The following is a 25,234-nucleotide window of genomic DNA, read 5'->3' as shown; positions in this document are numbered from 1 at the left end:
AACGAGGCGGGCTCAGGCGCCGCGGTGACTCCGCACGGCTGCCTGCACGGCCTCGCGCATCGGGGTGGCGGGCCGTCCGATGAGTGAGCTGAGATCCCCGCTGGTCACCAGCAGCTCGCCGCGTGCGAGGCCGAGGTCGCTGTCCGCCAGGATGGCCGCGTAGAACTCCGGCAGCCCGGCTTCCACCAGCGCCTGCGTGTACTGCTCCGCCGGCAGATCCTGATAAATCACCGGCTGGCCCGAGGCCGCGCTGACCTCCCCGGCGAGCTCGCTGAGGGTGAACGGCTCGTCGCCCCCGAGCTCGTACACCTTTCCGGCCTGGCCCTCCTTGAGGAGCACGGCTGCGGCGGCCTGGGCGTAGTCGGCCCGGGTGGCGGCACTGACCCGTCCGTCACCGGCGCTGCCAAGCACCGCGCCGTACTGGAGCTGCACGGCAAGCTGGTCGGTGTAGTTCTCCAGGTACCAGCTGTTGCGGAGCAGAGTGAACGGCACGCCGGAGTCCCGGAGGGCCTCCTCCGTGGCCTGGTGTTCGGCTGCCAGTTGCATGCCGGTGCTGTCTGCGTTGGCGACGCTGGTGTAGGCGATCAGCCCGACGCCAGCCTCCTTGGCTGCATTGATGGCGTTCCGGTGCTGCTCGATGCGCTGGCCGGCCTCGCTCCCGGAGACCAGCAGCACCTTCTCGGCGCCCTGGAAGGCCAGGCGCAGGGAATCGGGGTCGCTGTAGTCGATCGGGCGGACCTGGACGCCGCGCTCCGCGAGGTCGGCAATCTTGGCGAGATCCCGGCCGGCGGCCACGATCTGGCCGGCGGGTACGTTGTGGTCGAGGAGTGCTTCAACAACGAGGCGGCCGAGGCGCCCAGTAGCGCCGGTGATAACAATAGTCATGGTTTTCCCTTTCATCCGTGGAGTGACTGTCACAGGTGCCAACCGCGTGCCCGCGTCATTACTTCCCAAAAGAGAGTACGCACTTAAAGGTAAGGTACTGGTATGAAGGTAAGTACCCAGCCCAGTACGCCTGTTTTCCCCTTTGCGGACGGTATTTTCCCTGCGGGCTGTCCAAGCAGGACCGTCCTCGACCACGTCACCAGCAAGTGGGGCGTCCTGATCCTCGTCGCGCTGGCCGAAGGTCCGCAACGCTGGAGCGAGCTGCGCCGGCGGGCCGAAGGCATCAGCGAGAAGATGCTCGCCCAAACCCTCAAGACGCTCGAAGGAGACGGATTCGTCCGGCGCGACGCGCAGCCGATCATCCCTCCGCGGGTCGACTACAGCCTCACGGACAGCGGGCGCGACCTTGCCGCACTGATGCTGCCCCTGGTCGCCTGGATCGCCCAGCACGCCGAGGACATCATGGCGCAATCCTCCCGGAAAGCAGCACACCCCGGTTAACTGCCGGCGGCCCGGCTCCTATCCTGCGGGCCTCTTCCACAGCCCGGCCAGTCCGGGGAAGGCTGCCTCGTACCCCCTGAGGAGAGCTGCGGCCAGCTTCGCCGAACCGATCAGCGGGTGTTCGGCGAAGGCCTCCAGCGCCGCAGCGCGCTCGCCGTGCCCAGCAGCGCGGACGGTGAGGATCTCCACGCGCTTCACGCGCTGCATGAGGCTCAGCTGCGGCCCGGCAGGACGGTCCTGCGCCAGCGGTACGGCGCCGTCGGACGTCACCGTGCAGGGAACTTCGACGACGGCGTCCCCCGGCAGCCCGGGGATCGCCGGCTCTGCGGGGCCGGACCCAGTGACGGCCGAGTTCGGGGTGTTGAGGATCAGCTCAGTGCTGCCGACCCTGCTGCCCGCAGAGTCCCCGCTGACCGCGGAGGCCCCGTCACCCGCGCCTCCGCGGTCACCCGCCCCGCCGCCGGCCAGCGCCCGCATCACGGCCAGCGCCACCTGTTCGTAGCCGCCGCCCGCGAGGTCCTCCGCATCGCGCGCCTCGCCGGCGGTCCGGGCCTCGGCCAGGTAGCCCTCCTCGCGCGACCTGCGGGCGGCATCCCACAGGCTGAACGCCGCATCCCCGGCCTCAGCCAGCCGCGGATACAGCTCCGCCTGCTGCCCGTGGATGGACTCGCCGCGCGTCATGCCCTGGGCGCGCATGGCAGAGGCCGCCCGGGACGTCTCGTAGTAGTAGAAGAGGTACTCGTTGGGCAGGACGCCCAGCTCCCGAAGGAAGGGCTGCGGAAACAGGCGGCCCTCCTCGAAGCCGGCCAGCGCGTCGGCGTCCGCCAGCAGGTCCGGCAGGACATCTCGCCCGCAGGACTCGAGCCGGTACAGCCAGCCGAGGTGGTTCAGGCCGTAGTAGCCCACGCCGTCGAGCCTTCCGGCCGGCAGCGGAACACCGGCAGCGCGGGCCGCACGGTGGACGAGCGCGCTCGCGGAATCGCAGATTCCGATGACCTTCCGGCCCAGCACGGGCACCAGGGCCTCGGTGACCATGCCCGCCGGGTTGGTGAAGTTGATCAGCCAGGCGTCGGGGCAGTGCTTCCGCATTTCGCGCGCCAGCCCCAGCATGGCGGGGATGGAGCGCAGCGCGTAGGAAATGCCGCCTGCGCCGGTGGTTTCCTGTCCCAGGAGCCCGAGGTCCTGGGCGACGCGTTCATCCGCGATCCGGCCGGCTGTTCCGCCCGGACGGATCGCCGCAAACACCGTATCCGTTCCCGTGAGCGCTTCGCTGAGCGACGTGGTGGCAATGACTTTGGGGGGCAGCCCGACGGCGGAGCTTCCGTTCGGCGCGGTGGCCGCCCCTGCGAGGGACCGCAGCACGGCGCTGATGGCGGCCAGGCGTCCGGGATCGACGTCGTAGAGCACCAGCTCGCGGACCAGGCCGGCATATGGCCCCGAGCAGAGCGCCCGGTACACCAGGGGAACCCGGAATCCGCCGCCACCGGCGATCATGAGCCGCATGGCAAGGAGTCTATGCGCAGTCACCCTCTGCGCGCCCATCCTCCATGCCCACCCACCGTCCGAGCCGTCTCGGACCGGCCGCAGACTCTGCCGGACCGGCCGCACCCCCAGATCTCGGGGTTTCAACCACAAGGCCCACAGCGTAATGTGCCGAACATGGATGCGATTCCCGCACGCCGCTTCGATCCGCTGTCTGCCGTCCGCACGCCGTCGGCCGGAGGATTTGACCTGCTGCTGGCCGGAACGGTGTTTCAGGACATTATCTTCACGGGGCTGCCGCATGCGCCCGAACCCGGAACCGAAATCTGGAGCGAGGGGATGGGAAGCTGCCCCGGCGGCGTGGCCAACCAGGCCATTGCGGCTGCCCGGCTGGGGCTCCGGACCGGGCTGGCGGCCGCCTTCGGCGATGACGGCTACGGGGACTACAACTGGAAAATCCTCGCAGGGCAGGAGCACGTGGACCTGTCCCTGTCCCGGCGGGTTCCGGGGTGGCATTCGCCGGTGACGATCTCCCTGAGCGTCAACCACGACCGCTCCATGGTCACCCACGGGCATCCCGCGCCCGTGTCGTCGTCCGAGCTGATCGGCCGGCCGCCTCCCGCGCTGGCCGCGGTGGCGGACCTTGGCCACGAGCTGGAACCGTGGGCCCTTGAGGCCCACGGCGCGGGCGTGAAGCTGTTCGGCGACGTGGGCTGGGACCCCAGCGGCGAATGGTCACAGGCGCGGCTGGAGAACCTGCGCTACTTCCATGCCTTCATGCCCAACCAGCGCGAGGCCATGGCCTTCACGGGCAAGGGCGATCCCTGGGCCGCCCTGTACTCCCTCGCGGACCGCGTGCCCGTGGCGGTGGTGACGCTGGGCCAGCAGGGATCCATGGCCGTGGACTCCGAAACGGGCGAGGAGGAATGGGTGCCGTCCCTGCCGGTGGCGGCCTACGATCCCACGGGGGCCGGGGACTGCTTCGGGGCGGCGTTCGTCGTCGGCTGCCTGGCGGGGTGGCCGCTGGGAGACCGGCTGCGGTTCGCCAACCTCTGCGCCGCGCTGGCCGTGCAGGAGGTGGGCGGATCCCTCGCCGCGCCGGGCTGGGGCGACATCGCCGACTGGTGGAAGCGCGCCAACGCCCGTCCGGAACGCCGCGGCAGCCAGTGGCTGCGCCGCTACGCGTTCCTCGCGGACATCGTCCGGGACGTGCCACCGGAAGCCCAGCGGAGGGCGGCGGCCACCATCGCGCACCTCTCGGACGCCTGACCCGTCCCGAGTCACATCCCGTTTCCAGGGAATTATCCGGCCCGCAACGCCAGCATTAGAATCAGTAGAGTGACTTATCCAGCAGCAACAGGAGACCTCCAGCCTGTATCAGGCGCCGTCCGGCCGCCGTCCTATGAACGGTCCGCCGTCATTGACCTCGAGGCCATCCGCCACAACGTCCGGCGCCTAACCGCCGCCGCTTCGCCGGCGCAGGTCATGGCGGTGGTGAAGGCGGACGCCTACGGTCACGGCGCGGTGCCCGTGGCGCGCGCCGCCCTCGAAGCGGGAGCCGGCTGGCTGGGCGTGGCGCATATTTCCGAAGCCCTGGCCCTCCGCGCCGCCGGCATCGAAGCGCCGCTGCTTGCGTGGCTGCACACGGCGGAAAGCAACTTCGGCGCGGCGGTGGCCGCCGGCGTCGACATCGGGTGCTCCGGCTGGGAGCTGGAACGGATCGTGGCTGCCGCCCGCGAACAGGAGCGGCCGGCACGCATCCACCTGAAGGTGGACACCGGCCTCGGGCGGAACGGCGCCACCGTGGAACAGTGGGACCGTCTGGTGGGCGAGGCCATGGAGTACCAGGACGAGGGACTGCTGCGCGTGGTGGGCATCTTCTCGCACCTCGCGGTCGCCGACGAACCCGAACGCCCGGAAACGGATGAGCAGCTCGCCGCGTTCCGCGAAGTCCTCGCCATCGCCGAGGACGCCGGCGTGGACCCGGAAGTCCGGCACCTGGCCAACACCCCGGCCACGCTGTCCCGGCCGGACACGCATTTCGACCTCGTCAGGGTAGGACTGGGCATCTACGGACTGTCGCCGTTCGTGGGGCAGACGCCCGCTGAACTGGGCCTCCGCCCGGCCATGACCCTGCGCACGGTGGTGGCCCACTGCAAGGACGTGCCGGCCGGCCAGGGCGTTTCGTACGGCTTCAACTACCGCACCTCCGGCGCCAGCACGCTGGGACTGATCCCGATGGGCTACGCGGACGGCGTCCCGCGCGTGGCCACCGGCGGCCCGGTGCGCGTGGAAGGCGTAACCTACCCGGTGGTGGGCAGGATCGCCATGGACCAGATGGTGATCGACCTCGGCCCCCGGCACGTCTCCGCCGGCGGGCACAGCGTCCTCGGAGCCGAGGCGGAGCTCTTTGGCGACGGCGCCGACGGCGGCCCCACCGCGGACGACTGGGCCCGCGCCGCCGGCACCAACAACTACGAGATCGTGACCCGCATCAGCCCGCGAGTCCCGCGGACCTACGTCAACGAAACGCCCGTCAACGAAACGGCCGTCGACGAATCGCTCGCGCCGTGAACCTTCCGGCGGCCGGCACCGCGCCCCTCTGGGTCCAGACCCTGAGGGTCTCGACGGCGGAGCAGACCCACGCGCTGGGCGCGGCGCTGGCGGAGCTGCTTCGCGCGGGGGACCTGCTGGTCCTCACCGGCGAACTCGGCGCCGGCAAGACGACGTTCACGCAGGGCCTCGGCGAGGGCCTGGGCGTGCGCGAGGGGATCATCTCGCCCACGTTCGTGCTGGTGCGCATCCACCCGAACCTCCCCGACGGGCCCCGCCCAGGCGGCCCCGACCTGGTCCACGTCGACGCCTACCGGCTGGGATCGGCGTCGGAAATTGACGACATCGACCTGGAAAACACGCTGGACTCCTCGGTCACCGTGGTGGAGTGGGGACGCGACCGGGTGGAACACCTGAGCGAGAGCCGGCTCGAGGTGGAGCTGCACCGCTCCATCGGCGGCGCGGCGGCCGCCCACGCGGCCGGCGTCAGCCCACTTGATGGCAACCCAACCGGTGGCGCGGCACCAGAGGCGGTCCTGGACTTCGACACGGACGACGACGACGAGCCCCGCACCATCATCATCCGCGGCTTCGGGCCGCGCTGGGCGGACCAGCCCGTCCTCAAGCAGGCCTCCGAAGGGACACGCTGATGCTCATTCTTGCCATCGACACCTCCGCCGTGGCCAGCGCCGCGCTGATGTCCGACGACGCCATGGAGGGCGTCGTGGGAAGCTTTTCCACCGAGGACACACGGACGCATGCCGAGGTGCTCGCGCCGGGAATCGAGAATCTGCTGGCCGAAGCCGGCGTGACCGGTGCCGACATCGACGCGATCGTCGTCGGAGTGGGCCCCGGCCCCTTCACCGGGCTCCGCTCCGGGATCGCGACAGCCCGCACGCTGGCCCATGTGTGGAACAAGCCGCTGCACGGGCTCATGAGCCTGGACGCCGTCGCCCTGGAAGTGGCCGAATCCACCGACGCGCCGGCCGAGTTCCTCGTAGCCACGGACGCGAGGCGCAAGGAGGTGTACTGGGCCCGGTATACGCTCACCGCCGGCCAGCTCCCGAAGCTGGTGGACGGGCCGCATGTGGGCTTCGCCGCGGATCTTCCGGACCTGCCGGCCTACGGAGCCGGCGCCGGACTTTATTCGGATGTCCTCCGCGCTGATCCGGACTTCAGCGAGGAGCATCCGGACGCGCTGTACCTGGGACAGTTCGCGCTCGCCAAGCTGGCGGCGGGGGAGACGCTCCTCGACTCCACGCCGCTGTACCTCCGCGAGTCCGACGCCCAGGTTCCCGGCCCCCGGAAGCGGGCCCTGTGAGCGGCCTGCCCGGAAAGCCAGTCCGTCCCGACGCCGCCGTGACGGTACGGGACATGCTGCCGGCTGACATTCCCGCCGTCCATGAGCTGGAGGTCCGCCTTTTTCCCGCGGACGCGTGGCCGCTGCACATGTTCGTCGACGAACTGGCCCAGCCCGAAACCCGCCGGTACCTGATCGCCGAGGCGCCGGACGGGATCGTCGGCTACGCCGGCCTCATGTGCGTCGAGCCGATCGCGGACGTCCAGACGATCGCCGTCGTGCCGGAGTATGAGGGCAGGGGCATCGGCTCGGCCCTGCTCAGGGAGCTGATCAACGAGGGGCGCCGGCGCGGCGCGGCTGACGTGCTGCTCGAGGTCCGGGCCGACAATCCGCGCGCCCAGCAGCTGTACCGGCGGTTCGGGTTTGAGCAGATCCACGTGCGGCGGAAGTACTACCGTGACGGCGTGGACGCCCTCATCATGAGGCTCCAGCTGGAGGACGTCCTGGCCCTGCACGAGGACGTCATTCACCCGGCCGATGGACAGCAGGACGCTGTGCAGCAGGGTCCCGCGCACCAGGACGCCGCTCAGCGGCACGACCCGCGCCGTTCCGGCGAGACCACCCCGACGAAGGCAGACCAACAATGAACCGTTCGCAGCCACTCGTGCTCGGCATCGAGTCCTCGTGCGACGAAACCGGCGTCGGCATCGTCCGCGGCACGGAACTTCTGACCAACACGGTGTCCTCCTCGATGGACGAGCACGTCAGGTTTGGCGGCGTCATTCCGGAAATCGCATCACGCGCGCACCTGGATGCGTTCGTTCCGACCCTCGAGGCCGCGCTCGCCGAGGCGGACGTAACGCTGGATGAGATCGATGCCATCGCCGTCACCTCAGGACCCGGGCTGGCCGGGGCCCTGATGGTGGGGGTGTGCGCGGCGAAGGCCCTGGCCGTCGCCACAGGCAAGCCCCTGTATGCGATCAACCACCTCGTCGCCCATGTGGGCGTCGGGCTCCTGGACCCACGTCCCGGCGGGGCCGGGGAAACCGGGAACGGCCCGGCGCTCCCGGAGAACTTGGGCGCCCTGCTGGTTTCCGGCGGGCACACCGAGATCCTGCGGATCCGCAGCATCACCGACGACGTCGAGCTGCTGGGCTCCACGATTGACGATGCCGCCGGCGAGGCCTACGACAAGGTGGCGAGGATCCTGGGCCTGGGCTATCCCGGCGGCCCGGCCATCGACCGGCTGGCCCGCGAGGGGAACGCCAAGGCCATCCGCTTCCCCCGGGGCCTGACCCAGCCCAAGTACATGGGCACCGCCGAGGAGCCCGGGCGGCACCGCTACGACTGGTCCTTCAGCGGGCTGAAAACCGCGGTGGCCCGCTGCGTGGAGCAGTTCGAGGCAAAGGGGGAGGCCGTTCCGGTGGCGGACATCGCCGCGGCGTTCCAGGAGGCCGTGGTGGACGTCATCACGTCCAAGGCGGTTCTGGCCTGCCGGGAGCACGGCCTCACCAATGTGCTGCTGGGCGGCGGAGTGGCTGCGAACTCGCGCCTCCGCCAGCTGACCGAACAGCGCTGCTCCGCCGCCGGGATCAGGCTGCATGTGCCTCCGCTGGACCTCTGCACGGACAACGGCGCCATGGTGGCCGCCCTCGGTGCGCAGCTGGTCATGGCGGGCATAGAGCCCAGCGGCCTCGCCTTCGCCCCGGATTCGTCGATGCCCGTCACCACGGTTTCGGCGCCGGCACCGGAAGCCGCCCAGACGGCGGCCGTCTAACCTGCCTCGCGAGCCCACGGAGTCCGGCAGCAGCCAGCGGGGACTTCAACCGGGCGGGCCTTCAACCGGGCAGGCCGCGCTTACGCCGTGGGCCCGTTCCGCATCTGCTCGACCAGGTCCAGCACCACGGCCTGGAGGTTGCCGCCGTTCTCCGCAGCCACGCGCCGCTGGCGCTGGTAGCCGGCTCCGCGGCTGATGATTTTTTCGACGTCGGCCAGCTCATCGGGGCAGCCCAGCTTCGCGGCGATGGGCTCGAGCCGGTTCAGGGTCTCCAGCAGGTGCTCGGTGACCAGCTGCTCGTTGCCCTCGGCGTCCAGGATGATGATCGCATCCATGCCGTACCGGGCAGCGCGCCACTTGTTTTCCTGGACGTGCCACGGCGGCATGGTGGGAATGGTGCCGCCGTTCTCCAGCGTGGTGGAGAACTCATGCACAAGGCACTGCGTCAGGGCAGCAACGGCGCCCACCTCTTCAAGCGTGGCCAGGCCGTCGCAGATGCGCATCTCGATGGTGCCGAGGTTCGGGACCGGCCGGATGTCCCAGCGGATTTCCGAGAGTGTGTCGATCACGCCGGTGGTGAACATGTCCTGGACATAGGACTCATATTCTTCCCATGAGCGGAACTGGAACGGCAGTCCCGCCGTCGGAAGCTGCTGGAACATGAGGGCGCGCTGGGACGCGTAGCCGGTGTCCTCGCCTCCCCAGAACGGGCTGGAGGCGGACAGCGACTGGAAGTGCGGGAAGTAGTTGACCAGGCCGTCCAGCACGGGGAGGACCTTCTCGCGCCGGTCGAGGCCCACGTGCACGTGCACGCCGTAGATGACCATTTGGCGGCCCCACCATTGCGTGCGGTCGATCAGCTTGGCGTACCGTTCCTTGTCCGTGACCGGCTGCAGCTGCGGAGGGCTGAAAGGGTGGCTGCCCGCCGAGAAAACTTCCACTCCCATGGGATCGGTGACTTCGCGGACGGCCGCCAGGGACCGGCTGAGGTCCTCTTTGGCTTCCGCGGCGGTCTCGCAGATCCCGGTGACCAGTTCCACGGTGTTCAGGAGCAGTTCCTGCTTGATGTGCGGGTGTTCGTCGTCCTCGTTCAGCTCGGGGTGGTTGGCGGACACCCCGCGCAGGACCTCGTTTGCCACGGACGCCAATTCGCCGGTCTGAGCATCAACCAGGGCGAGTTCCCATTCCACACCAAGAGTTGATTGCCGGGATGAAGCGAAATCAATCTTCATGTGTTCCTCTCGCAGTTCTGCTGTCCCGTGGTGGCCGTTTCTGGCAGAACGGCTGGCAGGGGAACGGTCTTTCAAGTCTAGTGCAGGGGTAGCATCGAGATGATGGCTTGGTTACAGAGAGCGCGTGAAAGTTTTCACAGGACCACCTTCCCGCACCAGACCAATGACGGACCCGCCCCTTACCGGCCTGCCCGGACGGCGGCAGCCCTCGCGGCGCTGCTCGCCCTGGCGTCGTGCACTGCCCCGCCACAGCCGCCTCCCTCGAGTGCGGCTGCTCCGGAGGCCCCTGCGCCGGATCAGGGAGAATCCCCGACGGCGGCCCTGCCGGCTCCCGCATCGTCCGCACCGAAGACTGCGGACGGGAAACGGGGAACGGCACCCCTGGGCTGGGGTCCGCAGCAGCGGGACCTCGAGGCGGCCAGCGCCGCCGTCGCACGGATGACGCTGAGCGAGAAGGCCGGGCAGGTGCTCCTGCCGTCCTTTGCCGGCCTCGATCACCGGACCCAGGCGGCCACCGTTGAGCGGCTTCATCTCGCCGGATCAATGATCATGGCCGACAACGTGCCCGGGACTCCCGGCGGACTGGTCGACGTTCCGGCGCTGACCGCGGCGACCCGTCGGCTCGACGCGGCTTCGCGGTCCGGCGGACGAACCTGGCCCGGCCTGATCGGCGTGGACCAGGAAGGGGGAATGGTGCAACGCGTGGGTGCCCCGCTCACCGGCTGGCCGTCCCCCATGAGCTATGGCGCGGCCGGCAGCGTCCCGCTGGCAACCCAGGCCGGCGCCGGGCTGGCGGCGGAACTCGCGGCCGTCGGATTCACGGTGGGCTTCGCGCCCGACGCCGATGCCACCATAGGTCCCGCCGATCCCACCATCGGGGCCCGCTCGATGTCAGCAGATCCCCGCGCGGCGGGAATCCTCAGCGTCGGCTTCTCCAAGGGCATGCTGGAGGCCGGTGTGCTGCCGGCCGCCAAACATTTTCCGGGGCACGGCTCGGTGACGTCCGATTCGCACACGGACCTGCCGGTCCAGAAGGCCACAGTGGCCCAGCTGAAGGCCAGGGACTGGAAGCCCTTCCAGGCCGCTGTGGCGGCAGGTTCCCCGATGATCATGACCGGACACATCGCCGTTCCTGCCCTGGAGCCGGGCGTTCCGGCGTCGATCTCGAAAGCCACCTACGCGGCCCTGCGGGGTCTGGGGTTCAAGGGAGTGGCCGTCACGGACGCGCTGAACATGGGCGCCGTGAGCGGCCGGTACCCCCAAGGCTCGGCGGCCCCCGCCGCGCTGGCCGCCGGTGCCGATCTGCTGCTGATGCCGGTGGATGTGAACACAGCCCACTCGGCCATTGTCAAAGCCGTCGGGGCCGGAAAGCTTCCGCTGTCACGCCTGGATGAGGCCGCGCGGCGGGTGGTCACGATGATGATCTGGCAGGGCCGCACAAAGGCGCAACACCCTCCGGCGGCTCCGGGCAGCGGCGAGAGCTTGTCCGCCGAAGTCTCCGCCCGGGCCGTCACCGTTCTCTCCGGACGGTGCAGGGGGGCGCACGTGGCGGGCCGCGTCCGGCTGGCCGGAGGCACGGCGGGGGACAGGGCCCGCTTTGCCGCTGCCGCCAGGGAGCAGGGGATCACGCTGGGGGCGGGGCCGCTGGTCACTCTCATCGGATACCGCGGCGCTCCCGCGGGCGGCGACATTGCCGTTGCCCTGGATGCGCCCTGGCCGCTGGCCCGTTCCGCCGCGCCCACCAAGATCGCCTTATACGGCCGGACGCCCGCCGCGTTCAGGGCCCTCCTGGCCGTCCTGGCGGGCAAGGCCGCAGCCACCGGAAAGCTGCCGGCCGCCGTCGGAACCTACCGCCCTGGTTCCGGCTGCCGCTGACGTCCGTGTCACAAAAGTCGGTGTCATAAAGGAAAGAATCCGGATCCGCACGGCCCGCCGGGGTGATCGCGCCGCGGCATGACCGTTTAATGGAGGAGTGCCGATTCTGAACAAAGACATGACCCTGTGCATCTCCCTCTCGGCCAGGCCGAGCAACAACGGGACGCGCTTCCACAACTACCTCTACGACCAGCTTGGCCTGAACTGGATCTACAAGGCCTTTGCGCCCACCGACCTGGCCCAGGCGATCGCCGGGGTCCGCGGCTTGGGGATCCGGGGCTGCGCCGTTTCCATGCCGTACAAGGAAGACGTGATCGCCCTTGTGGACGTCATGGACCCGTCGGCCAAGGCCATCGATTCGGTCAACACCATCGTCAATGACGCCGGCCGGCTGACGGCCTACAACACCGACTACACGGCGATTGAGCAGCTGCTCGAACGCAACGCGGTGCCGGCCGGGTTCTGCGTGCTGCTCAAGGGTGCCGGCGGAATGGCCAAGGCCACGGCGGCGGCGCTGCGCGATGCGGGCTTCAAGGACGTCACCATCATCGCCCGGAACGAGGCCGCCGGCCGCGCGCTGGCCGACCTCTACGGCTTTGCCTGGCGCGCGGACCTTGGCACCGGACCGGACGCCGCGGCGGACATGATCATCAACGTCACCCCTGTTGGCATGGCCGGGGGACCGGACGCCGAATCACTTTCTTTCCCCGCTGAGGCCGTCGAGGCCGCCAAGGTGGTGTTCGACGTCGTGGCCCTGCCACCTGAGACGCCGCTCATCAAGGCGGCCCGCGCGGCCGGCAAGAAGGTCATCACCGGCGCGGAGGTCGCCACCATCCAGGCGCTGGAGCAGTTTGTGCTGTACACCGGCATCCGCCCCACCGACCAGCAGGTGCGGGACGCCGAAGCGTTCGTTCGCGCGCAGTAGCCAGGCCGCGCAGCAGTCAGGCGTGCAGTAGTTACGCCGCGCAGTTCGGCGCCGCAGCGGCCGGCAGCCGGTTACTGCGGCTCCACCGAGACGGCCACCCGTTCCTCCCCGATCCGGGTGAGGACCAGGGTGGCTGTCTTCTTTCCGGTGCTTTTCCCTCCGGACTTCGAGCCGGGCAGCAGCTGCTTCCGCAGCTCTTCGGGGGTGACGGACGTGCCCCGCTTCTTGATGTCCAGCACGCCGATGCCGTTCTGCCTGACCCAGGCCTTGAGCGCCTTCACGTTGTAGGGCATGACCTCAAGGACCCTGTAAGCCCGCGCGAAGGGCGTGTCCACGAGGTTCGGGGCGCAGATGTAGGCGATGTGCTCGTCAACCAGATGGCCGCCCAGCTCGAGGGCAAGGTCGGCCACGAGCCCGGCACGGATCACGGCGCCGTCCGGTTCGTACAGGTAGCCCTCCACCGGGCCCACCGGAGCAACCGGACCGCCGCCGAACCCCGCCGCGCTGGTGAGCTCGGCCGCCCCCTGCGGCCCGATGACCAGCGCTGCGCGCCGGATGCCGGGGCGCGCCACCGCGTTGAACCAGAGCGCGACCTCGGTGACGTCACCGCCCACCGAAACCCACTGCGCTTCGCAGCCCCGGGGCACGGACTCGTGCGGCATGCCGGGCCCCATCTTGACGCCGACGGCGCGCCCGGCTGCGGCGAGCGACTCCGCGAAGGACAACGGAGGCGAAAAGGCCTCGGGGTCCCAGATCCTTGTGGTTCCGGAGGTGGACGTGGTGCGCCGGGCAGGATCCAGCCAGACGCCGTCCTCGTCACCGAGCGGAACCGAGGTCGCGTCCGAGTGCACCACGGTGGCGTGCGGGAAGGGAATGAGGTTGATGGTGGCGCACGCGGCGGTGGTCTCGTCGAGCTCCACGGCCGTCACGGCAATATCGAGGGACGCGAGTGCCATGGAGTCCGCGCCGAGGCCGCAGCCGAGGTCGGCCACGTGCCGGACGCCTGCCTCGGCGAAGCGCTGGGCGTGCCGGGCCGCGACGCTGAGCCGCGTGGCCTGCTCAAGGCCAGCCTGGGTGAACAGCATCTGCCGGGCGAACTCGCCGAACTTGCCCTCGGCTTTGGTGCGCAGCCGGGACTGCGTCAGCACTGCGGACACGAGCTCGGGGGAGTGCCCCGCCTTGCGGAGGCTGGAGTTGAGCGCGAAGGACTGGTCCTCCCGGTACGGACCCAGCGATGCCAGGAGCTCCCATCCTTCCTCGGTCAGGAGGTGGGCGATCTGGTCCTGCGGTGCTTCAGACATGGAGTCAAGCCTAGTGGAGGGGCCCGCCGGTGCTGTTGCCGATAGGGTGGTCTGAATGGAATCCAGCGCAACGCCCAGTCCTGACCAGCCCAACCGAAGCCGCACTGACCTGGTCCGGCATGCGCGAGTGGTCCGGTACGCACGGCCGGCCCTGATCGCCGGCGCTGTTGCCGCCGTCGTCTGCATCGTGCTGCTGGTGATCATCTTCCTCCTGGACTCCTTCAACGCCACCGTCTATTCGGTGGGCGGCAAGAACATCAGTGACGCGACCGACGAAGCCCGCCAGATCCGGGAGCTGTACTCCGGCGCCCGCATTGGCGGCGTGGTGTTCCTGATCGTCTCCGTGCTGGCGGCTGCCGCCTCCGCCGTCGTGCTGTTCCTGCAGCGGAAAAACGCGCCGGCGGCGGACGGTGAAGACGAAGAAGACCTGGGGTTTGACGACCTCGCCGGCCGCTGACGGCTGCCGGGAGGCCGCCGACTGCATCCTGCCGGCTGTTCACCGCGGATGAAATTCTGGCACTCACCTTGACCGAGTGCTAACCCCTTACATAGAGTCGTCATTAGCACTCTCCCTAGGAGGGTGCTAACACATGAAGAACTGCCAGCCAGGCTGCTGCCGGCACCGCGACGACGGTTTGCACGCTCAGGCGCAACAGTTCTACTGTCCATGAATTTGCTGACGAAAAGGAGAGGTCCGAGTGTCGGTCTCTATTAAGCCTCTTGAGGATCGTATTGTTGTCCGCCCGCTCGAAGCCGAGCAGACCACGGCTTCCGGCCTGGTCATCCCGGACTCCGCGCAGGAGAAGCCGCAGGAAGGCGAAGTTGTTGCAGTAGGCCCCGGCCGCTTCGATGACAACGGCAACCGCGTTCCGATCGACGTAGCCATCGGCGACGTCGTTATCTACTCCAAGTACGGCGGAACTGAAGTCAAGACCGGTGGCACCGAGTACCTCGTGCTGTCTGCCCGCGACGTTCTGGCGATCGTCGTTAAGTAACTCTTGGACCCCCGCGCCGCCGATCTTGTCTGACTGGATCAGCAGCGCGGGGTTTCTGTCTTGAAAGGACAAAACCATGGCAAAGCAGCTCGCGTTTAACGACGCTGCCCGCCGGTCGCTTGAAGCCGGCATCGACAAGCTCGCCAACACGGTCAAGGTGACGCTCGGCCCCCGCGGCCGCAACGTCGTGCTGGACAAGAAGTGGGGCGCCCCCACAATCACCAACGATGGCGTGACCATCGCCCGGGAAGTCGAACTGGACGACCCGTACGAGAACCTTGGTGCCCAGCTGGCCAAGGAAGTAGCCACCAAGACGAACGACGTCGCCGGTGACGGCACCACCACCGCCACCGTGCTCGCACAGGCGCTGGTCAAGGAAGGCCTGCGCAACGTTGCTGCCGGTGCCGCCCCGGGCCAGATCAAGCGCGGCATCGAGGTTTCCGTCGAAGCCGTTGCTGCCCGCCTGCTCGAGAACGCCCGTCCCGTTGAAGGCACGCAGGTTGCCAACGTTGCGGCCATCTCGGCCCAGAGCGATGAGATCGGCGAGCTCCTGGCCGAGGCCTTCGGCAAGGTCGGCAAGGATGGTGTGATCACCATCGAGGAATCCTCCACCACGCAGACCGAGCTGGTTCTCACCGAGGGCATGCAGTTCGACAAGGGCTACCTGTCCCCGTACTTCGTCACCGACGCGGAACGCCAGGAAGCAGTGCTTGAGGACGCCCTCATCCTGATCAACCAGGGCAAGATCTCCTCGGTGCAGGACTTCCTGCCGCTGCTGGAGAAGGCGCTGCAGAGCTCCAAGCCGCTGTTCATCATTGCCGAAGACGTCGAGGGCGAGGCACTGTCCACGCTGATCGTCAACCGCATCCGCGGCACCCTGAACGTCGTTGCCGTCAAGGCTCCGGGCTTCGGCGACCGCCGCAAGGCCATGCTGCAGGACATCGCCACCCTCACCGGTGCGCAGGTTGTCTCCCCGGAGCTGGGCCTCAGCCTGGATTCCGTTGGCCTCGAGGTGCTGGGCACTGCCCGCCGCATCACGGTCACCAAGGACAGCACCACCATCGTTGACGGTGCCGGATCGGCCGAGGACGTCGCGGCACGCGTCGCCCAGCTGCGCGCCGAGCTGACTCGCACCGACTCCGACTGGGACAAGGAAAAGCTCCAGGAGCGCCTGGCCAAGCTTGCCGGCGGCATCGGCGTGATCAAGGTCGGCGCAGCCACCGAGGTCGAGCTGAAGGAAAAGAAGCACCGCATCGAAGATGCAGTGTCCTCCACCCGCGCCGCCCTCGACGAGGGCATCGTGGCCGGCGGCGGCTCCGCGCTGATCCACGCACTGAAGGCCCTGGATGAGGATCCGGCCGTCACCGCGCTCGAGGGTGACGCAGCCGCTGCTGTGGGCATCGTCCGCCGCGCTCTGGTCCAGCCGCTGCGCTGGATCGCCCAGAACGCCGGCTTCGACGGCTACGTGGTAGCTGCCAAGGTTGCCGAGCAGGACACCAACGGCGGCTTCAACGCCAAGTCCGGCGAGTACGTGGACCTGATCGCGGCGGGCGTCATTGACCCCGTCAAGGTCACCCGGGCAGCCCTGCGCAACGCGGCCTCCATCGCCGCGCTGGTGCTCACCACCGAGACCCTCGTGGTTGAGAAGCCTGCCGAGGAACAAGAGCACGCGGGCCACAGCCACTAGGCTGTAGCCTCACTCAAGCCTCGCGAGGGGGCCGGCCCAGCTGCTGCTGGGCCGGCCCTTTTCGTTGCCCGAGGAGGCCCGCAGGGAGCGACACGCGGAGCCGCCGATTGGTCTGGAAGATCACGAATTGGTAACATGGATGCTTTGTGCCGCGGCTTTGGAAAGGTTGTTTGTGTCAGCGAGAACGATGGAACCGCCGCACCAGGAACCGGACCACCAGTCACACCAGTCACACCGGGAACCGCGGGCCGCCCGGGTGAAGGCCAAGGCGGGGTACCGCCCCGAGGTCCAGGGCCTCCGCGCCCTGGCCGTGCTCATGGTGGTCACGTACCACGTGTGGCTCGGCCGCGTCTCCGGCGGGGTGGACATCTTCCTGCTGATTTCAGCGTTCCTGCTGACCCTGTCGTTCGTGCGGAAAGTGGAGAGCGGCAAGCCGCTGCGCCTGGTGAGCCACTGGCTGCACCTCTTCAAACGGCTGATTCCCGCCGCTGTCGTGGTGATCCTTGGTGTTCTTGCGGGCACCTGGCTGGTGATCCCGCAGAGCCGCTGGCCCGACGTCCTCAATGAGGCCTGGGCTTCCCTGCTGTACCGGCAGAACTGGCTGCTGGCGGAAACCGCCGTCGACTACTACGCCCAGGACCATGCCGGAGCCAGCCCGCTGCAGCACTTCTGGTCCTTGTCCATCCAGGGCCAGGTCTTCATTCTCTGGCCCCTCATCTTCGCCGGCGCCGCCGTGGTGTGGCGGATTTTGCAGCGCCGACGGAAGGTCAGTTACCGGCTGGTCCTGATGGTCGCCTTCAGCGGCATCTTCATCGCCTCGCTCATCTTCTCGGTCGACCAGACCGCCACGAACCAGGCGTACGCATACTTTGATACCCGCACCCGGCTCTGGGAGTTCGCACTGGGATCCCTCCTGGCGCTGTCACTGCCCTACCTGAAACCCGGTAAAGCCCTCCGTATGGTGCTGGGGTGGGCGGGGCTCGCGGCCATGATCTCCTGCGGCCTGGTGCTCACCGTCGACCGGTCCTTTCCTGGCTTCATCGCGCTGTGGCCCACGCTGGCGGCGGCGGCCATCATCGTTGCCGGCCAGAGCGGCAGCCGGTTCGGCGTGGACCGCGTCCTGAGCTCGAAGCCCCTGGTGGCCCTCGGGGACAACTCCTACGCCATGTACCTGTGGCACTGGCCCGTCCTGGTCCTGGCGCTGGCCGGCACCGGAGTCGTCGCCCCCAACCTCGTCCAGGGCCTGGCGATCGTGGCCGCCTCGGTGGTGCTTGCCGTGCTGACCACCCGCTTCGTGGAAAAACCGCTGCGTGAATGGCACTGGCCGCAGCTGCGGGCGTGGCGCACCGCCGTCGTGATCGTTGCCTGCGGTGCCCTGCTGGCCGGTCCCGTTGCCGTCTGGCAGACGCGCCTGACCGCGGACGAAGCGGCGGCCGCCGCGCAGCCGCGGGAGCTGACGCCGGGTGCGGCCGCCCTTGCGCCCGAAAATGCCGGCAAGCCCACTCCCGAGGCCACCGTGATTCCGGCACCTGCCGCCATGAAGAACGAGTGGGCGGACATCGACGGACTGTGCACGGACGGCAACGTCCCGAGCGACCCGCTGCTCAGCGGCTGCCTGCAGAACAGCCGGCCGGACAAAGTCAAGAAGCGCATTGTGGTGCTCGGCGACTCCCATGCCCAGCAGTACATGGCCGCACTCGGCCCCATCGCCAAGGAACACGGCTGGGAAGTGGTGACGCTCCTGAAGGGCAACTGCCGGTTCGGCGCCGAATCGCCTGAGCGCGACGCCGACTGCAACGCCTTCAACAAGGCCAGCGCGGCCTACGTGATGGAGCACAAGCCCGACGCCGTGTTCACGGTGGCGACCCTGACGCACAAGGAAGCGCCCTTCGAGACCGAAGTGCCCGGATACCTGGACGGCGTCAGGCCGTTCACTGACGCGGGAATGGATGTGGTGGGGATCCGGGACAACCCGCGCTTCAACATCAACATGCCCGAATGCGTCCAGAAGTACGGCGCCCAGGCAGCCGAGTGCAACGCGCCGCTCGGCGAGTCCCTGGCAGAGTCATCGCCGCTGGACGCTTACAAGGGCAGGGTGGACGGCCTGCACCTGATGGACATGAGCGACTTCATTTGCGCGGACGGCATCTGCCCGGCGGTGGTGGGCAACGTGTACGTCTACAAGGACGACAACCATCTGACCAAGACGTATGTGCAGTCGATGATCCCGATGTTCGAAAAGCGCCTCCTCGCCGCCACAGGCTGGAAATAGCGGCAGCCTGACCATGGCGGCCGCCGGCCCCGCGTGCCATTGCTCACATTGCGGTTCCGGAATATGGGGATCGCCGCGGAGGTTCTAGAATTTATTCAATACTTCTGCACAGGCCAGTCCCGTAATGACGGGCTGGTCATCAGCTGCAACCCCTACCCGTGAACCCCATAACCAAGGTAAGAGGCGCACTCATGACCCAGCCCGAACACGACCCCTTCGGCTTCGTCGGCCTGACGTACGACGACGTCCTGCTGCTTCCCGGCCACACGGACGTCATCCCGTCCGATGCGGACACGTCCTCCAAGATCTCCAAGCGGATCACCGTCCAGACGCCGCTGCTCTCTGCAGCCATGGACACCGTCACCGAGTCCCGCATGGCCATCGCCATGGCACGGCAGGGCGGCCTGGGCGTCGTGCACCGCAACCTCGCCATCGATGACCAGGCCGACCAGGTGGACCGCGTCAAGCGCAGCGAATCCGGCATGATCACCAACCCGCTGACCATCCGCCCCGAGGCCACGCTGCAGGAACTCGACGAGCTCTGTTCGCAGTACCGGGTTTCCGGACTTCCCGTCGTCGACGAAGGCAACCGGCTCCTGGGCATCGTGACCAACCGGGACACCCGCTTCGTGCCGGAATCGGACTTCCCCCTCCGCCTGGTCAGCGACGTCATGACCAAGATGCCGCTGGTCACCGGCCACGTCGGGATCAGCCGCGAAGAGGCCTCCCACAAGCTGGCCACCAACAAGATCGAGAAGCTGCCGCTCGTGGACGAGCAGGGCCGGCTCAAGGGCCTCATCACCACGAAGGACTTCACCAAGGCCGAGCAGTACCCGCTGGCCACGAAGGACGACGAAGGCCGGCTGCGCGTCGGCGCCGCCATCGGTTTCTTCGGTGACGGCTGGGAACGCGCCATGAAGCTCGTGGACGCCGGCGTTGATGCGCTCTTCGTGGACACCGCCAACGGACACTCCCAGGGCGTGCTGGATATGATCCGCCGCCTGAAGTCGGATCCGGTCGCGGCGCACGTGGACATCATCGGCGGCCAGGCCGCCACCCGCGAAGGCGCGCAGGCCCTGATTGATGCCGGCGCCGACGGCATCAAGGTGGGCGTGGGCCCCGGATCGATCTGCACCACCCGCGTGGTGGCCGGTGTGGGCGTTCCCCAGATCACCGCCATCTACGAGTCCGCCAAGGCGGCCATCCCGGCCGGCGTCCCGCTGATTGCCGACGGCGGCCTGCAGTACTCGGGCGACATCGGCAAGGCGCTGGTCGCCGGAGCCGACACCGTCATGCTCGGGTCGCTGCTGGCCGGCTGTGACGAGTCCCCGGGCGAGCTGATCTTCGTCAACGGCAAGCAGTTCAAGAGCTACCGCGGCATGGGCTCGCTGGGCGCCATGCAGTCCCGCGGCAAGAACACGTCCTACTCCAAGGACCGCTACTTCCAGGCCGACGTTTCCGGCGACGACAAGCTCATCCCGGAAGGCATCGAAGGCCGCGTGGCCTACCGCGGGCCGCTCGCTTCGGTCGCGTACCAGCTGGTGGGCGGACTGCGCCAGACCATGTTCTACGTCGGTTCGCCGACCATCGCCGAGCTGAAGGCCCGCGGCAAGTTCGTGCGGATCACCCCGGCCGGGCTCAAGGAATCGCACCCGCACGACATCCAGATGACCGTCGAGGCCCCGAACTACGGTTCACGCTAAGCAGCACCGCCGGTTGAGCCTGGGGGGTGGCTCAACCGGCGGGGCCGTGCAGGACTAGGCTGAATCCATGTCCCAACCACGGCACCCCGTCGAGCTGAATCCGAAAAAGGAACTCCAGCGGCGGCTCGCCCTGAAGCCCTACGCCCGAGCTGTGGCGCAGGTGCTAAGGGTCAGTTTCAGGGCCTCGCCCGGGGCTGTTGTCATGAAGGTGGCGGGATCCCTGATCTCGGCTCTGCTGCCGCTCGTCACCACGTATTTCGCTGCGCTCACCACCACGGCGTTGGCGGCGGCCTACACCGGGGACGCCGCTGCGGGGCAGCAGGCGATTGTCTATGTCATCATCACGGCCGCCCTCGGCCTTTTCTGGGGCGGATTCAGCAGCGTGGACCGCTACATCCAGCAGCTGATGAGCTTCAAGGTGGGCGCCATCGTCGGCGACCTCATGTACGAACGCTTCCTCGCCCTGGAGTTCTGGCGCTACGACGACAAGGAAACGGTCGACCTGTACGACCGCGCCAAGCGATTCTCCGACTCCTACGCCAGGGTCCTGGACCGGATCGCCGCGATCTTCACGCAGCTGGTCTCGGTCATCCTGGCCATCGGCGCGCTCCTGCTCGTGAGCTGGTGGATCGCCGTGATCGTGCTGGTGGCGATTGTTCCCAGTGTCTACCTGCAGTTCAAACTCTCCCGCGAGCAGATTGCCCACTGGAACACCCAGGTGGACTCGCGCCGCCAGCGCCGCATGATCGAGACCAACCTGCTCCGGCCCCAGCACATCGCCGAAATGCGGCTGTACGGGATCGTCGGATACCTCATGGGGCTGCGCTCGAGGCTGCGTGAGGCCGACGAGCGGCGCAGGCTCGACTTCCAGAAGCGCTACATTCCCAAGCAGCTCGCGGCGGACGCCCTGCAATATGGCGCGGAAGTGGTGTCGCTGATCTGGGTGGTGGGCCAGATCATCGCCCGCGCCCAGCCGGTGGGCCAGTTCCTCTATGTGCAGCAAATCGTCAGCCGTGCCCTGTCCACGGCCAACAACCTCGTCTCCTCCCTGAGCTCCATCGACGAGGACCTCGCCAACCTCAAGGACTACGAACTGTTCATGGCGCTGCCGGTCCACTCCGACCATTCGCCGCCCGTCCTGGGGGCGCCGAAAATGGTCGAGCTGCGCGATATCCGGTTCACGTACACGGGCAGCGAACTGGAGGTCATCAAAGGCATTTCCCTGACCATCCGGGAGGGCCAGCACATCGCGATCGTGGGGGAGAACGGGGCAGGCAAGTCCACCCTGATCCGGATCCTCGCCGGGCTGTACCGGCCCGATTCGGGACAGGTGATGCTCGACGGCGTGGACCTCGCCGCCGTCGACGTCACATCCTGGCATCGCCACCTGGCGGTGCTGAGCCAGGAATTCCTGAAGTACGAGTTCGCCACGGCTGCGGAAAACATCTACTTCGGCGATGTCGACGCCCCGCGGGACGACGCCCGTATCCGCACGGCGGCCGCGGACGCCGAGGCACTGGACTTCATCAACAAGCTGCCCAACGGCCTGGACAACCACGTGAGCAACTGGATGGAGGACCCGCGCGGCCGCAAGGGCAGCGGACTGTCGGGCGGCCAGTGGCAGCGGCTGGCCATGGCCCGGAACTTCTACCGGAATGCGTCCTTCATGGTGATGGACGAGCCCACCTCCGCCATCGATGCCCTCGCCGAGCACCGGATCTTCAGCCGGCTTTTCGCTGACCGGAGCAGCACCATCATCGCCATCAGCCACCGCCTCGCGACGATCGAGAAGGCAGACATCGTGTACATGCTGGAGGACGGACGGATAGTCGAACGGGGCACGCACAAGGAGCTCGTGGCCCTGCGTGGCCGCTACTTCAGGATGTTCGAATCCCAGCTCAGCGTGGACGAGGGAGTCTGACGGCGGCTTCCGCAGTTGCCGGCCTCCGCAGAAAGCAGAAAGCAGGAAACCGCCGGCCGCGCAGTGCGCAGCCGGCGGCCTGATGGGGCCTGATCCCCCTACGAGGTGCTCACCGCGGTGTCATCGATGGCGAAGAGCGTCTGCAGGGATGAATCCTCGGCACCCAGGAACCTGAGCGTGATGCTCTGCCCCTTGTAGGCGGTCAGGTCCAGTTGCTTCTGCACGTAGCTGGAGGACTTGTTGAGGTTGGAGTAAGTGGCAAGCGTGGTTGTCACGCCGCCGCTGATGACCTGGACCTTGAGCGTGTCGTAGACCTTGTTGGGCGTGGTTTCGTCAGACAGTACCTTCAGGTAGAAGGAGAGAGCGGCGCCGGATACCGCCGCCGGGACGGCGAAGGCCTGGTCCAGCTTGAAGGAGGTTACCTGGCCCCAGCCGTTGAGGCCGGCGAATCGGGTCCCGGTCCGGGCGTTTGCCCGGGTCTCAAAAGTGTCGGCATGATCGGAGGTCCAGGAGACTGCGCCCTCCTCGAAGCCGGGGTTCAGCAGCAGGTTTCCCGCGGGCGGCGGCGGGGTCACGCCCCGCCATAGTTGGAGTAGTAGGACAGCGTGCCGCTCGGGTTGCTGGCGGCCACGCTCACCCCATTGCCGCAGTTGGCGGGCCGGAAACCGGACGCGTCCTGGTTGCTGTTGCCTGCCGCCACCACCACCGTGGTTCCGCGGGAAACGGCGGAGTCGATGGCCGTCTGATAGGTGGTGCCGCAGGCGCCCGAGCCGCCGAGGCTCATGTTGATGACCTTGGCGGGGTTGGCGTTGGCGGGGATGCCCGCGACCGTTCCGCCCGATGCCCAGACGATGGCTTCGGCGATGTCTGACAGGGAACCGCCGCACTTGGCCAGGACCCGCACCGGCACCACCTTGGCGCCGGGGGCCACGCCGGCCACTCCGGTGGCATTCACGGCGGTGAAGTCCCACTGCTCGCTGTAGCGGGTGTCGTCCGGGGTCAGGGCCGCCCTCATGCGGGCGTCGGGCTCCACTGAATGCACCGCCCCGGACGCGGCAATCCCTGCCATGAAATCCTCGGCGGCCTGGCCGGAGAGCGGCTTGTCGGCTCCGATCAGGGTGCCGCCGGTGGCCAGCGTCCGCAGCTCCTTCACGGACACGCCCTGATCCCGGGCCGCCTTGCCCCAGGCATTGGCGCGGCCCCTCGGCGTGGCGTTGGCCGCGTCCTTCGTGAAGCCCACGATGAATCTCGTGTATGCCTCTCCGGAGGCTGGCTCCTGCACGGCCACGGTGCTGCGTGCGGATGTGGTGCTGTCGACTGCTCCAGGGTTGGCGGAGACGGGCGAAGCGGCGAAGGCCAAGGTGCCTACGACCGCCGTCAGCGATAACGCCAGGGCGCGGGTGGTCCTGGCTGTTGATGCACTTCCCATTGGATCTGCTTTCTCGCATCGGGCACACGGGTAGCCCGAAGTTGGGTGGAGTGAAAAGCGGCCACCTGGCGTCTCAGCCGGTAACCGAGAGCAAACTTAGGTCTATTTTCATGTTCTGTAAACCGTTGACAAAAGCGGTCAAGAGAGTGTGAACTGTCAGTTCCTGTTCGTCCCGCCAGGCCGTCATCGGCCGCAGCCCGCGAGGTCAAGTAAAGTGGTCACGTGACTTACGAGATTGAGATTGGCCGTGGCAAGCGTGGGCGTCGTGCCTACTCCCTGGATGACATCGCGATCGTCCCCAACCGTCGTACGCGTGACCCCAAGGATGTCTCCGTCTCGTGGCAGATCGATGCCTACAAGTTCGACATGCCCGTCATCGCCGCGCCGATGGACTCCGCCATGTCGCCCGCGACCGCCATCGCGCTGGGTCGCCTCGGCGGACTCGGCGTCCTTGACCTCGAGGGCCTCTGGACCCGGTATGAGGACCCGCAGTCCGTGCTGGACCAGATCGCCGCGCTGGAGGACGAGACCAACAGCCCCGCAGTCACCCGCCGGATGCAGGAGCTCTACCAGGCGCCCATCCAGCCGGACCTGATCACCTCCCGCCTCGCGGAAATCCGGGCCGCGGGCGTCACCGTGGCCGGTTCCCTCACCCCGCAGCGCACCCAGGAGCACTACAAGACCGTGCTGGCGGCCGGCGTCGACATCTTTGTGATCCGCGGTACCACCGTCTCCGCGGAGCACGTTTCGAAGGACCACGAACCGCTGAACCTGAAGCAGTTCATTTATGAACTCGACGTCCCCGTCATCGTGGGCGGCGCTGCCGGCTACACCCCGGCCCTGCACCTGATGCGCACCGGCGCGGCCGGCGTGCTGGTCGGCTTCGGCGGCGGCGCCACCACCACCACCCGCCGGGCGCTGGGCATCCATTCGCCCATGGCATCCGCCATTTCCGACGTCGCCGCGGCCCGCCGCGACTACATGGACGAGTCCGGCGGACGCTACGTGCACGTGATTGCCGACGGCGGCATGGGCGCCTCGGGCGACATCGTCAAGGCCATCGCCATGGGAGCCGACGCCGTCATGCTCGGCAGCGCCCTGGCCCGGGCTGAAGAGGCACCCGGCAAGGGCTGGCACTGGGGCCAGGAGGCGCACCACCTGGAGCTGCCCCGCGGCGACAGGGTCAATGTCGGCACCGTGGGTCCGCTGGAGGAAGTGCTCTTCGGCCCGGGCCACCACACCAACGGCACCTCGAACCTCATCGGTGCGCTGCGACGGTCCATGGCAACCACCGGCTACTCGGACCTGAAGGCGTTCCAGCGGGTCGACGTCGTGGTGTCGCCCTACTCCGGCAACTGACCCTTTCGCGCCTGCCGCACCCTGCCCATCCGCTGAC

General features: G+C 68.2%; 21 protein-coding genes and 1 pseudogene. 16 read left to right on the top strand and 6 right to left on the bottom strand.

All coding sequences use genetic code 11. The features are described 5' to 3' along the window. Positions 1-12: 12 nt before the first annotated feature. Positions 13-885: an SDR family oxidoreductase gene (locus tag J7I89_RS22255; RefSeq protein ID WP_214974882.1), complete on the bottom strand. Its 873-nt coding sequence runs from the start codon at positions 883-885 to the stop codon at positions 13-15. 102 nt (positions 886-987) lie between these two features. On the opposite strand from J7I89_RS22255, the gene J7I89_RS22250 reads away from it, so the two are divergent. Then, positions 988-1,386 carry a helix-turn-helix domain-containing protein gene (locus J7I89_RS22250; RefSeq protein ID WP_214974880.1) on the top strand — a complete coding sequence of 133 codons (399 nt, stop codon included), beginning with the start codon at positions 988-990 and terminating at the stop codon, positions 1,384-1,386. Between the two features lie 18 nt (positions 1,387-1,404). Here the strand turns inward: J7I89_RS22250 and J7I89_RS22245 are convergent, their stop codons facing one another. Then, complete coding sequence (locus J7I89_RS22245) at positions 1,405-2,889, bottom strand: 6-phospho-beta-glucosidase (protein ID WP_214974878.1); 1,485 nt, start codon at positions 2,887-2,889, stop codon at positions 1,405-1,407. Between the two features lie 156 nt (positions 2,890-3,045). On the opposite strand from J7I89_RS22245, the gene J7I89_RS22240 reads away from it, so the two are divergent. From J7I89_RS22240 to tsaD, 6 genes and pseudogenes are all read left to right on the top strand, one after another. Further along, positions 3,046-4,137, top strand: a complete 1,092-nt coding sequence (locus tag J7I89_RS22240; RefSeq protein ID WP_214974876.1) for a carbohydrate kinase family protein — start codon at positions 3,046-3,048, stop codon at positions 4,135-4,137. A gap of 69 nt (positions 4,138-4,206) precedes the next feature. Then, positions 4,207-5,442, top strand: coding sequence for an alanine racemase (gene alr / locus J7I89_RS22235; protein WP_214974869.1), 1,236 nt, complete (start codon positions 4,207-4,209; stop codon positions 5,440-5,442). Continuing rightward, entirely contained in the window at positions 5,439-6,071 is a 633-nt protein-coding gene (gene tsaE, locus J7I89_RS22230) for a tRNA (adenosine(37)-N6)-threonylcarbamoyltransferase complex ATPase subunit type 1 TsaE (protein WP_214974867.1), read from the top strand. The genes alr and tsaE overlap by 4 nt, the downstream gene beginning before the upstream one ends. Beyond that, positions 6,071-6,742 carry a tRNA (adenosine(37)-N6)-threonylcarbamoyltransferase complex dimerization subunit type 1 TsaB gene (gene tsaB / locus J7I89_RS22225; RefSeq protein ID WP_214974865.1) on the top strand — a complete coding sequence of 224 codons (672 nt, stop codon included), beginning with the start codon at positions 6,071-6,073 and terminating at the stop codon, positions 6,740-6,742. Before tsaE ends, tsaB begins: the two co-directional genes overlap by 1 nt. A gap of 53 nt (positions 6,743-6,795) precedes the next feature. Next, positions 6,796-7,215: pseudogene (gene rimI, locus J7I89_RS22220) on the top strand (ribosomal protein S18-alanine N-acetyltransferase); the annotation flags it as partial. Positions 7,216-7,364: 149 nt separating this feature from the next. Further along, positions 7,365-8,498 carry a tRNA (adenosine(37)-N6)-threonylcarbamoyltransferase complex transferase subunit TsaD gene (gene tsaD, locus J7I89_RS22215; RefSeq protein ID WP_214974862.1) on the top strand — a complete coding sequence of 378 codons (1,134 nt, stop codon included), beginning with the start codon at positions 7,365-7,367 and terminating at the stop codon, positions 8,496-8,498. 80 nt (positions 8,499-8,578) lie between these two features. On the opposite strand, the gene J7I89_RS22210 is transcribed toward tsaD, so the two are convergent. Continuing rightward, positions 8,579-9,730: a glutamate--cysteine ligase gene (locus J7I89_RS22210; protein ID WP_214974860.1), complete on the bottom strand. Its 1,152-nt coding sequence runs from the start codon at positions 9,728-9,730 to the stop codon at positions 8,579-8,581. 102 nt (positions 9,731-9,832) lie between these two features. Between J7I89_RS22210 and J7I89_RS22205 the strand changes: the two genes are divergently transcribed. Then, a complete protein-coding gene (locus J7I89_RS22205; protein ID WP_308160005.1) occupies positions 9,833-11,605 on the top strand; it encodes a glycoside hydrolase family 3 N-terminal domain-containing protein in 1,773 nt (590 codons plus the stop codon). A gap of 97 nt (positions 11,606-11,702) precedes the next feature. Beyond that, positions 11,703-12,530 carry a shikimate 5-dehydrogenase gene (locus J7I89_RS22200; protein ID WP_308160004.1) on the top strand — a complete coding sequence of 276 codons (828 nt, stop codon included), beginning with the start codon at positions 11,703-11,705 and terminating at the stop codon, positions 12,528-12,530. A 71-nt stretch (positions 12,531-12,601) separates the two neighbouring features. Here the strand turns inward: J7I89_RS22200 and J7I89_RS22195 are convergent, their stop codons facing one another. After that, on the bottom strand, positions 12,602-13,831 hold the full coding sequence (locus tag J7I89_RS22195) for a class I SAM-dependent methyltransferase (protein WP_214974857.1): 1,230 nt from the start codon (positions 13,829-13,831) through the stop codon (positions 12,602-12,604). 55 nt (positions 13,832-13,886) lie between these two features. Between J7I89_RS22195 and J7I89_RS22190 the strand changes: the two genes are divergently transcribed. From J7I89_RS22190 to J7I89_RS22165, 6 genes are all read left to right on the top strand, one after another. Then, on the top strand, positions 13,887-14,288 hold the full coding sequence (locus J7I89_RS22190) for a hypothetical protein (protein ID WP_214974855.1): 402 nt from the start codon (positions 13,887-13,889) through the stop codon (positions 14,286-14,288). Positions 14,289-14,529: 241 nt separating this feature from the next. Then, on the top strand, positions 14,530-14,826 hold the full coding sequence (groES, locus tag J7I89_RS22185; RefSeq protein WP_056635831.1) for a co-chaperone GroES: 297 nt from the start codon (positions 14,530-14,532) through the stop codon (positions 14,824-14,826). 76 nt (positions 14,827-14,902) lie between these two features. Further along, on the top strand, positions 14,903-16,513 hold the full coding sequence (gene groL, locus J7I89_RS22180) for a chaperonin GroEL (RefSeq protein WP_214974853.1): 1,611 nt from the start codon (positions 14,903-14,905) through the stop codon (positions 16,511-16,513). 187 nt (positions 16,514-16,700) lie between these two features. Next, positions 16,701-18,785 carry an acyltransferase family protein gene (locus J7I89_RS22175; RefSeq protein ID WP_251045719.1) on the top strand — a complete coding sequence of 695 codons (2,085 nt, stop codon included), beginning with the start codon at positions 16,701-16,703 and terminating at the stop codon, positions 18,783-18,785. Positions 18,786-18,976: 191 nt separating this feature from the next. After that, positions 18,977-20,488, top strand: coding sequence for an IMP dehydrogenase (gene guaB, locus J7I89_RS22170; protein WP_214974851.1), 1,512 nt, complete (start codon positions 18,977-18,979; stop codon positions 20,486-20,488). A gap of 67 nt (positions 20,489-20,555) precedes the next feature. Further along, a complete protein-coding gene (locus J7I89_RS22165) occupies positions 20,556-22,409 on the top strand; it encodes an ABC transporter ATP-binding protein (RefSeq protein ID WP_214974849.1) in 1,854 nt (617 codons plus the stop codon). Between the two features lie 98 nt (positions 22,410-22,507). Here the strand turns inward: J7I89_RS22165 and J7I89_RS25425 are convergent, their stop codons facing one another. Then, positions 22,508-22,984 (bottom strand): hypothetical protein, encoded by a 477-nt coding sequence (locus J7I89_RS25425; protein ID WP_251045711.1) that lies wholly within the window; start codon positions 22,982-22,984, stop codon positions 22,508-22,510. Continuing rightward, positions 22,981-23,838: a S8 family serine peptidase gene (locus tag J7I89_RS25420; protein ID WP_251045710.1), complete on the bottom strand. Its 858-nt coding sequence runs from the start codon at positions 23,836-23,838 to the stop codon at positions 22,981-22,983. The genes J7I89_RS25425 and J7I89_RS25420 overlap by 4 nt, the downstream gene beginning before the upstream one ends. A gap of 222 nt (positions 23,839-24,060) precedes the next feature. On the opposite strand from J7I89_RS25420, the gene J7I89_RS22155 reads away from it, so the two are divergent. Then, positions 24,061-25,197 (top strand): GuaB3 family IMP dehydrogenase-related protein, encoded by a 1,137-nt coding sequence (locus tag J7I89_RS22155; protein WP_214974847.1) that lies wholly within the window; start codon positions 24,061-24,063, stop codon positions 25,195-25,197. The last annotated feature ends 37 nt before the right edge of the window (positions 25,198-25,234 follow it).

Source organism: Arthrobacter sp. ISL-5 (assembly GCF_018613835.1).
In the GTDB taxonomy this organism is placed as follows: Bacteria; Actinomycetota; Actinomycetes; order Actinomycetales; family Micrococcaceae; genus Arthrobacter.
This window is presented reverse-complemented; position numbering and strand designations above follow the sequence as displayed.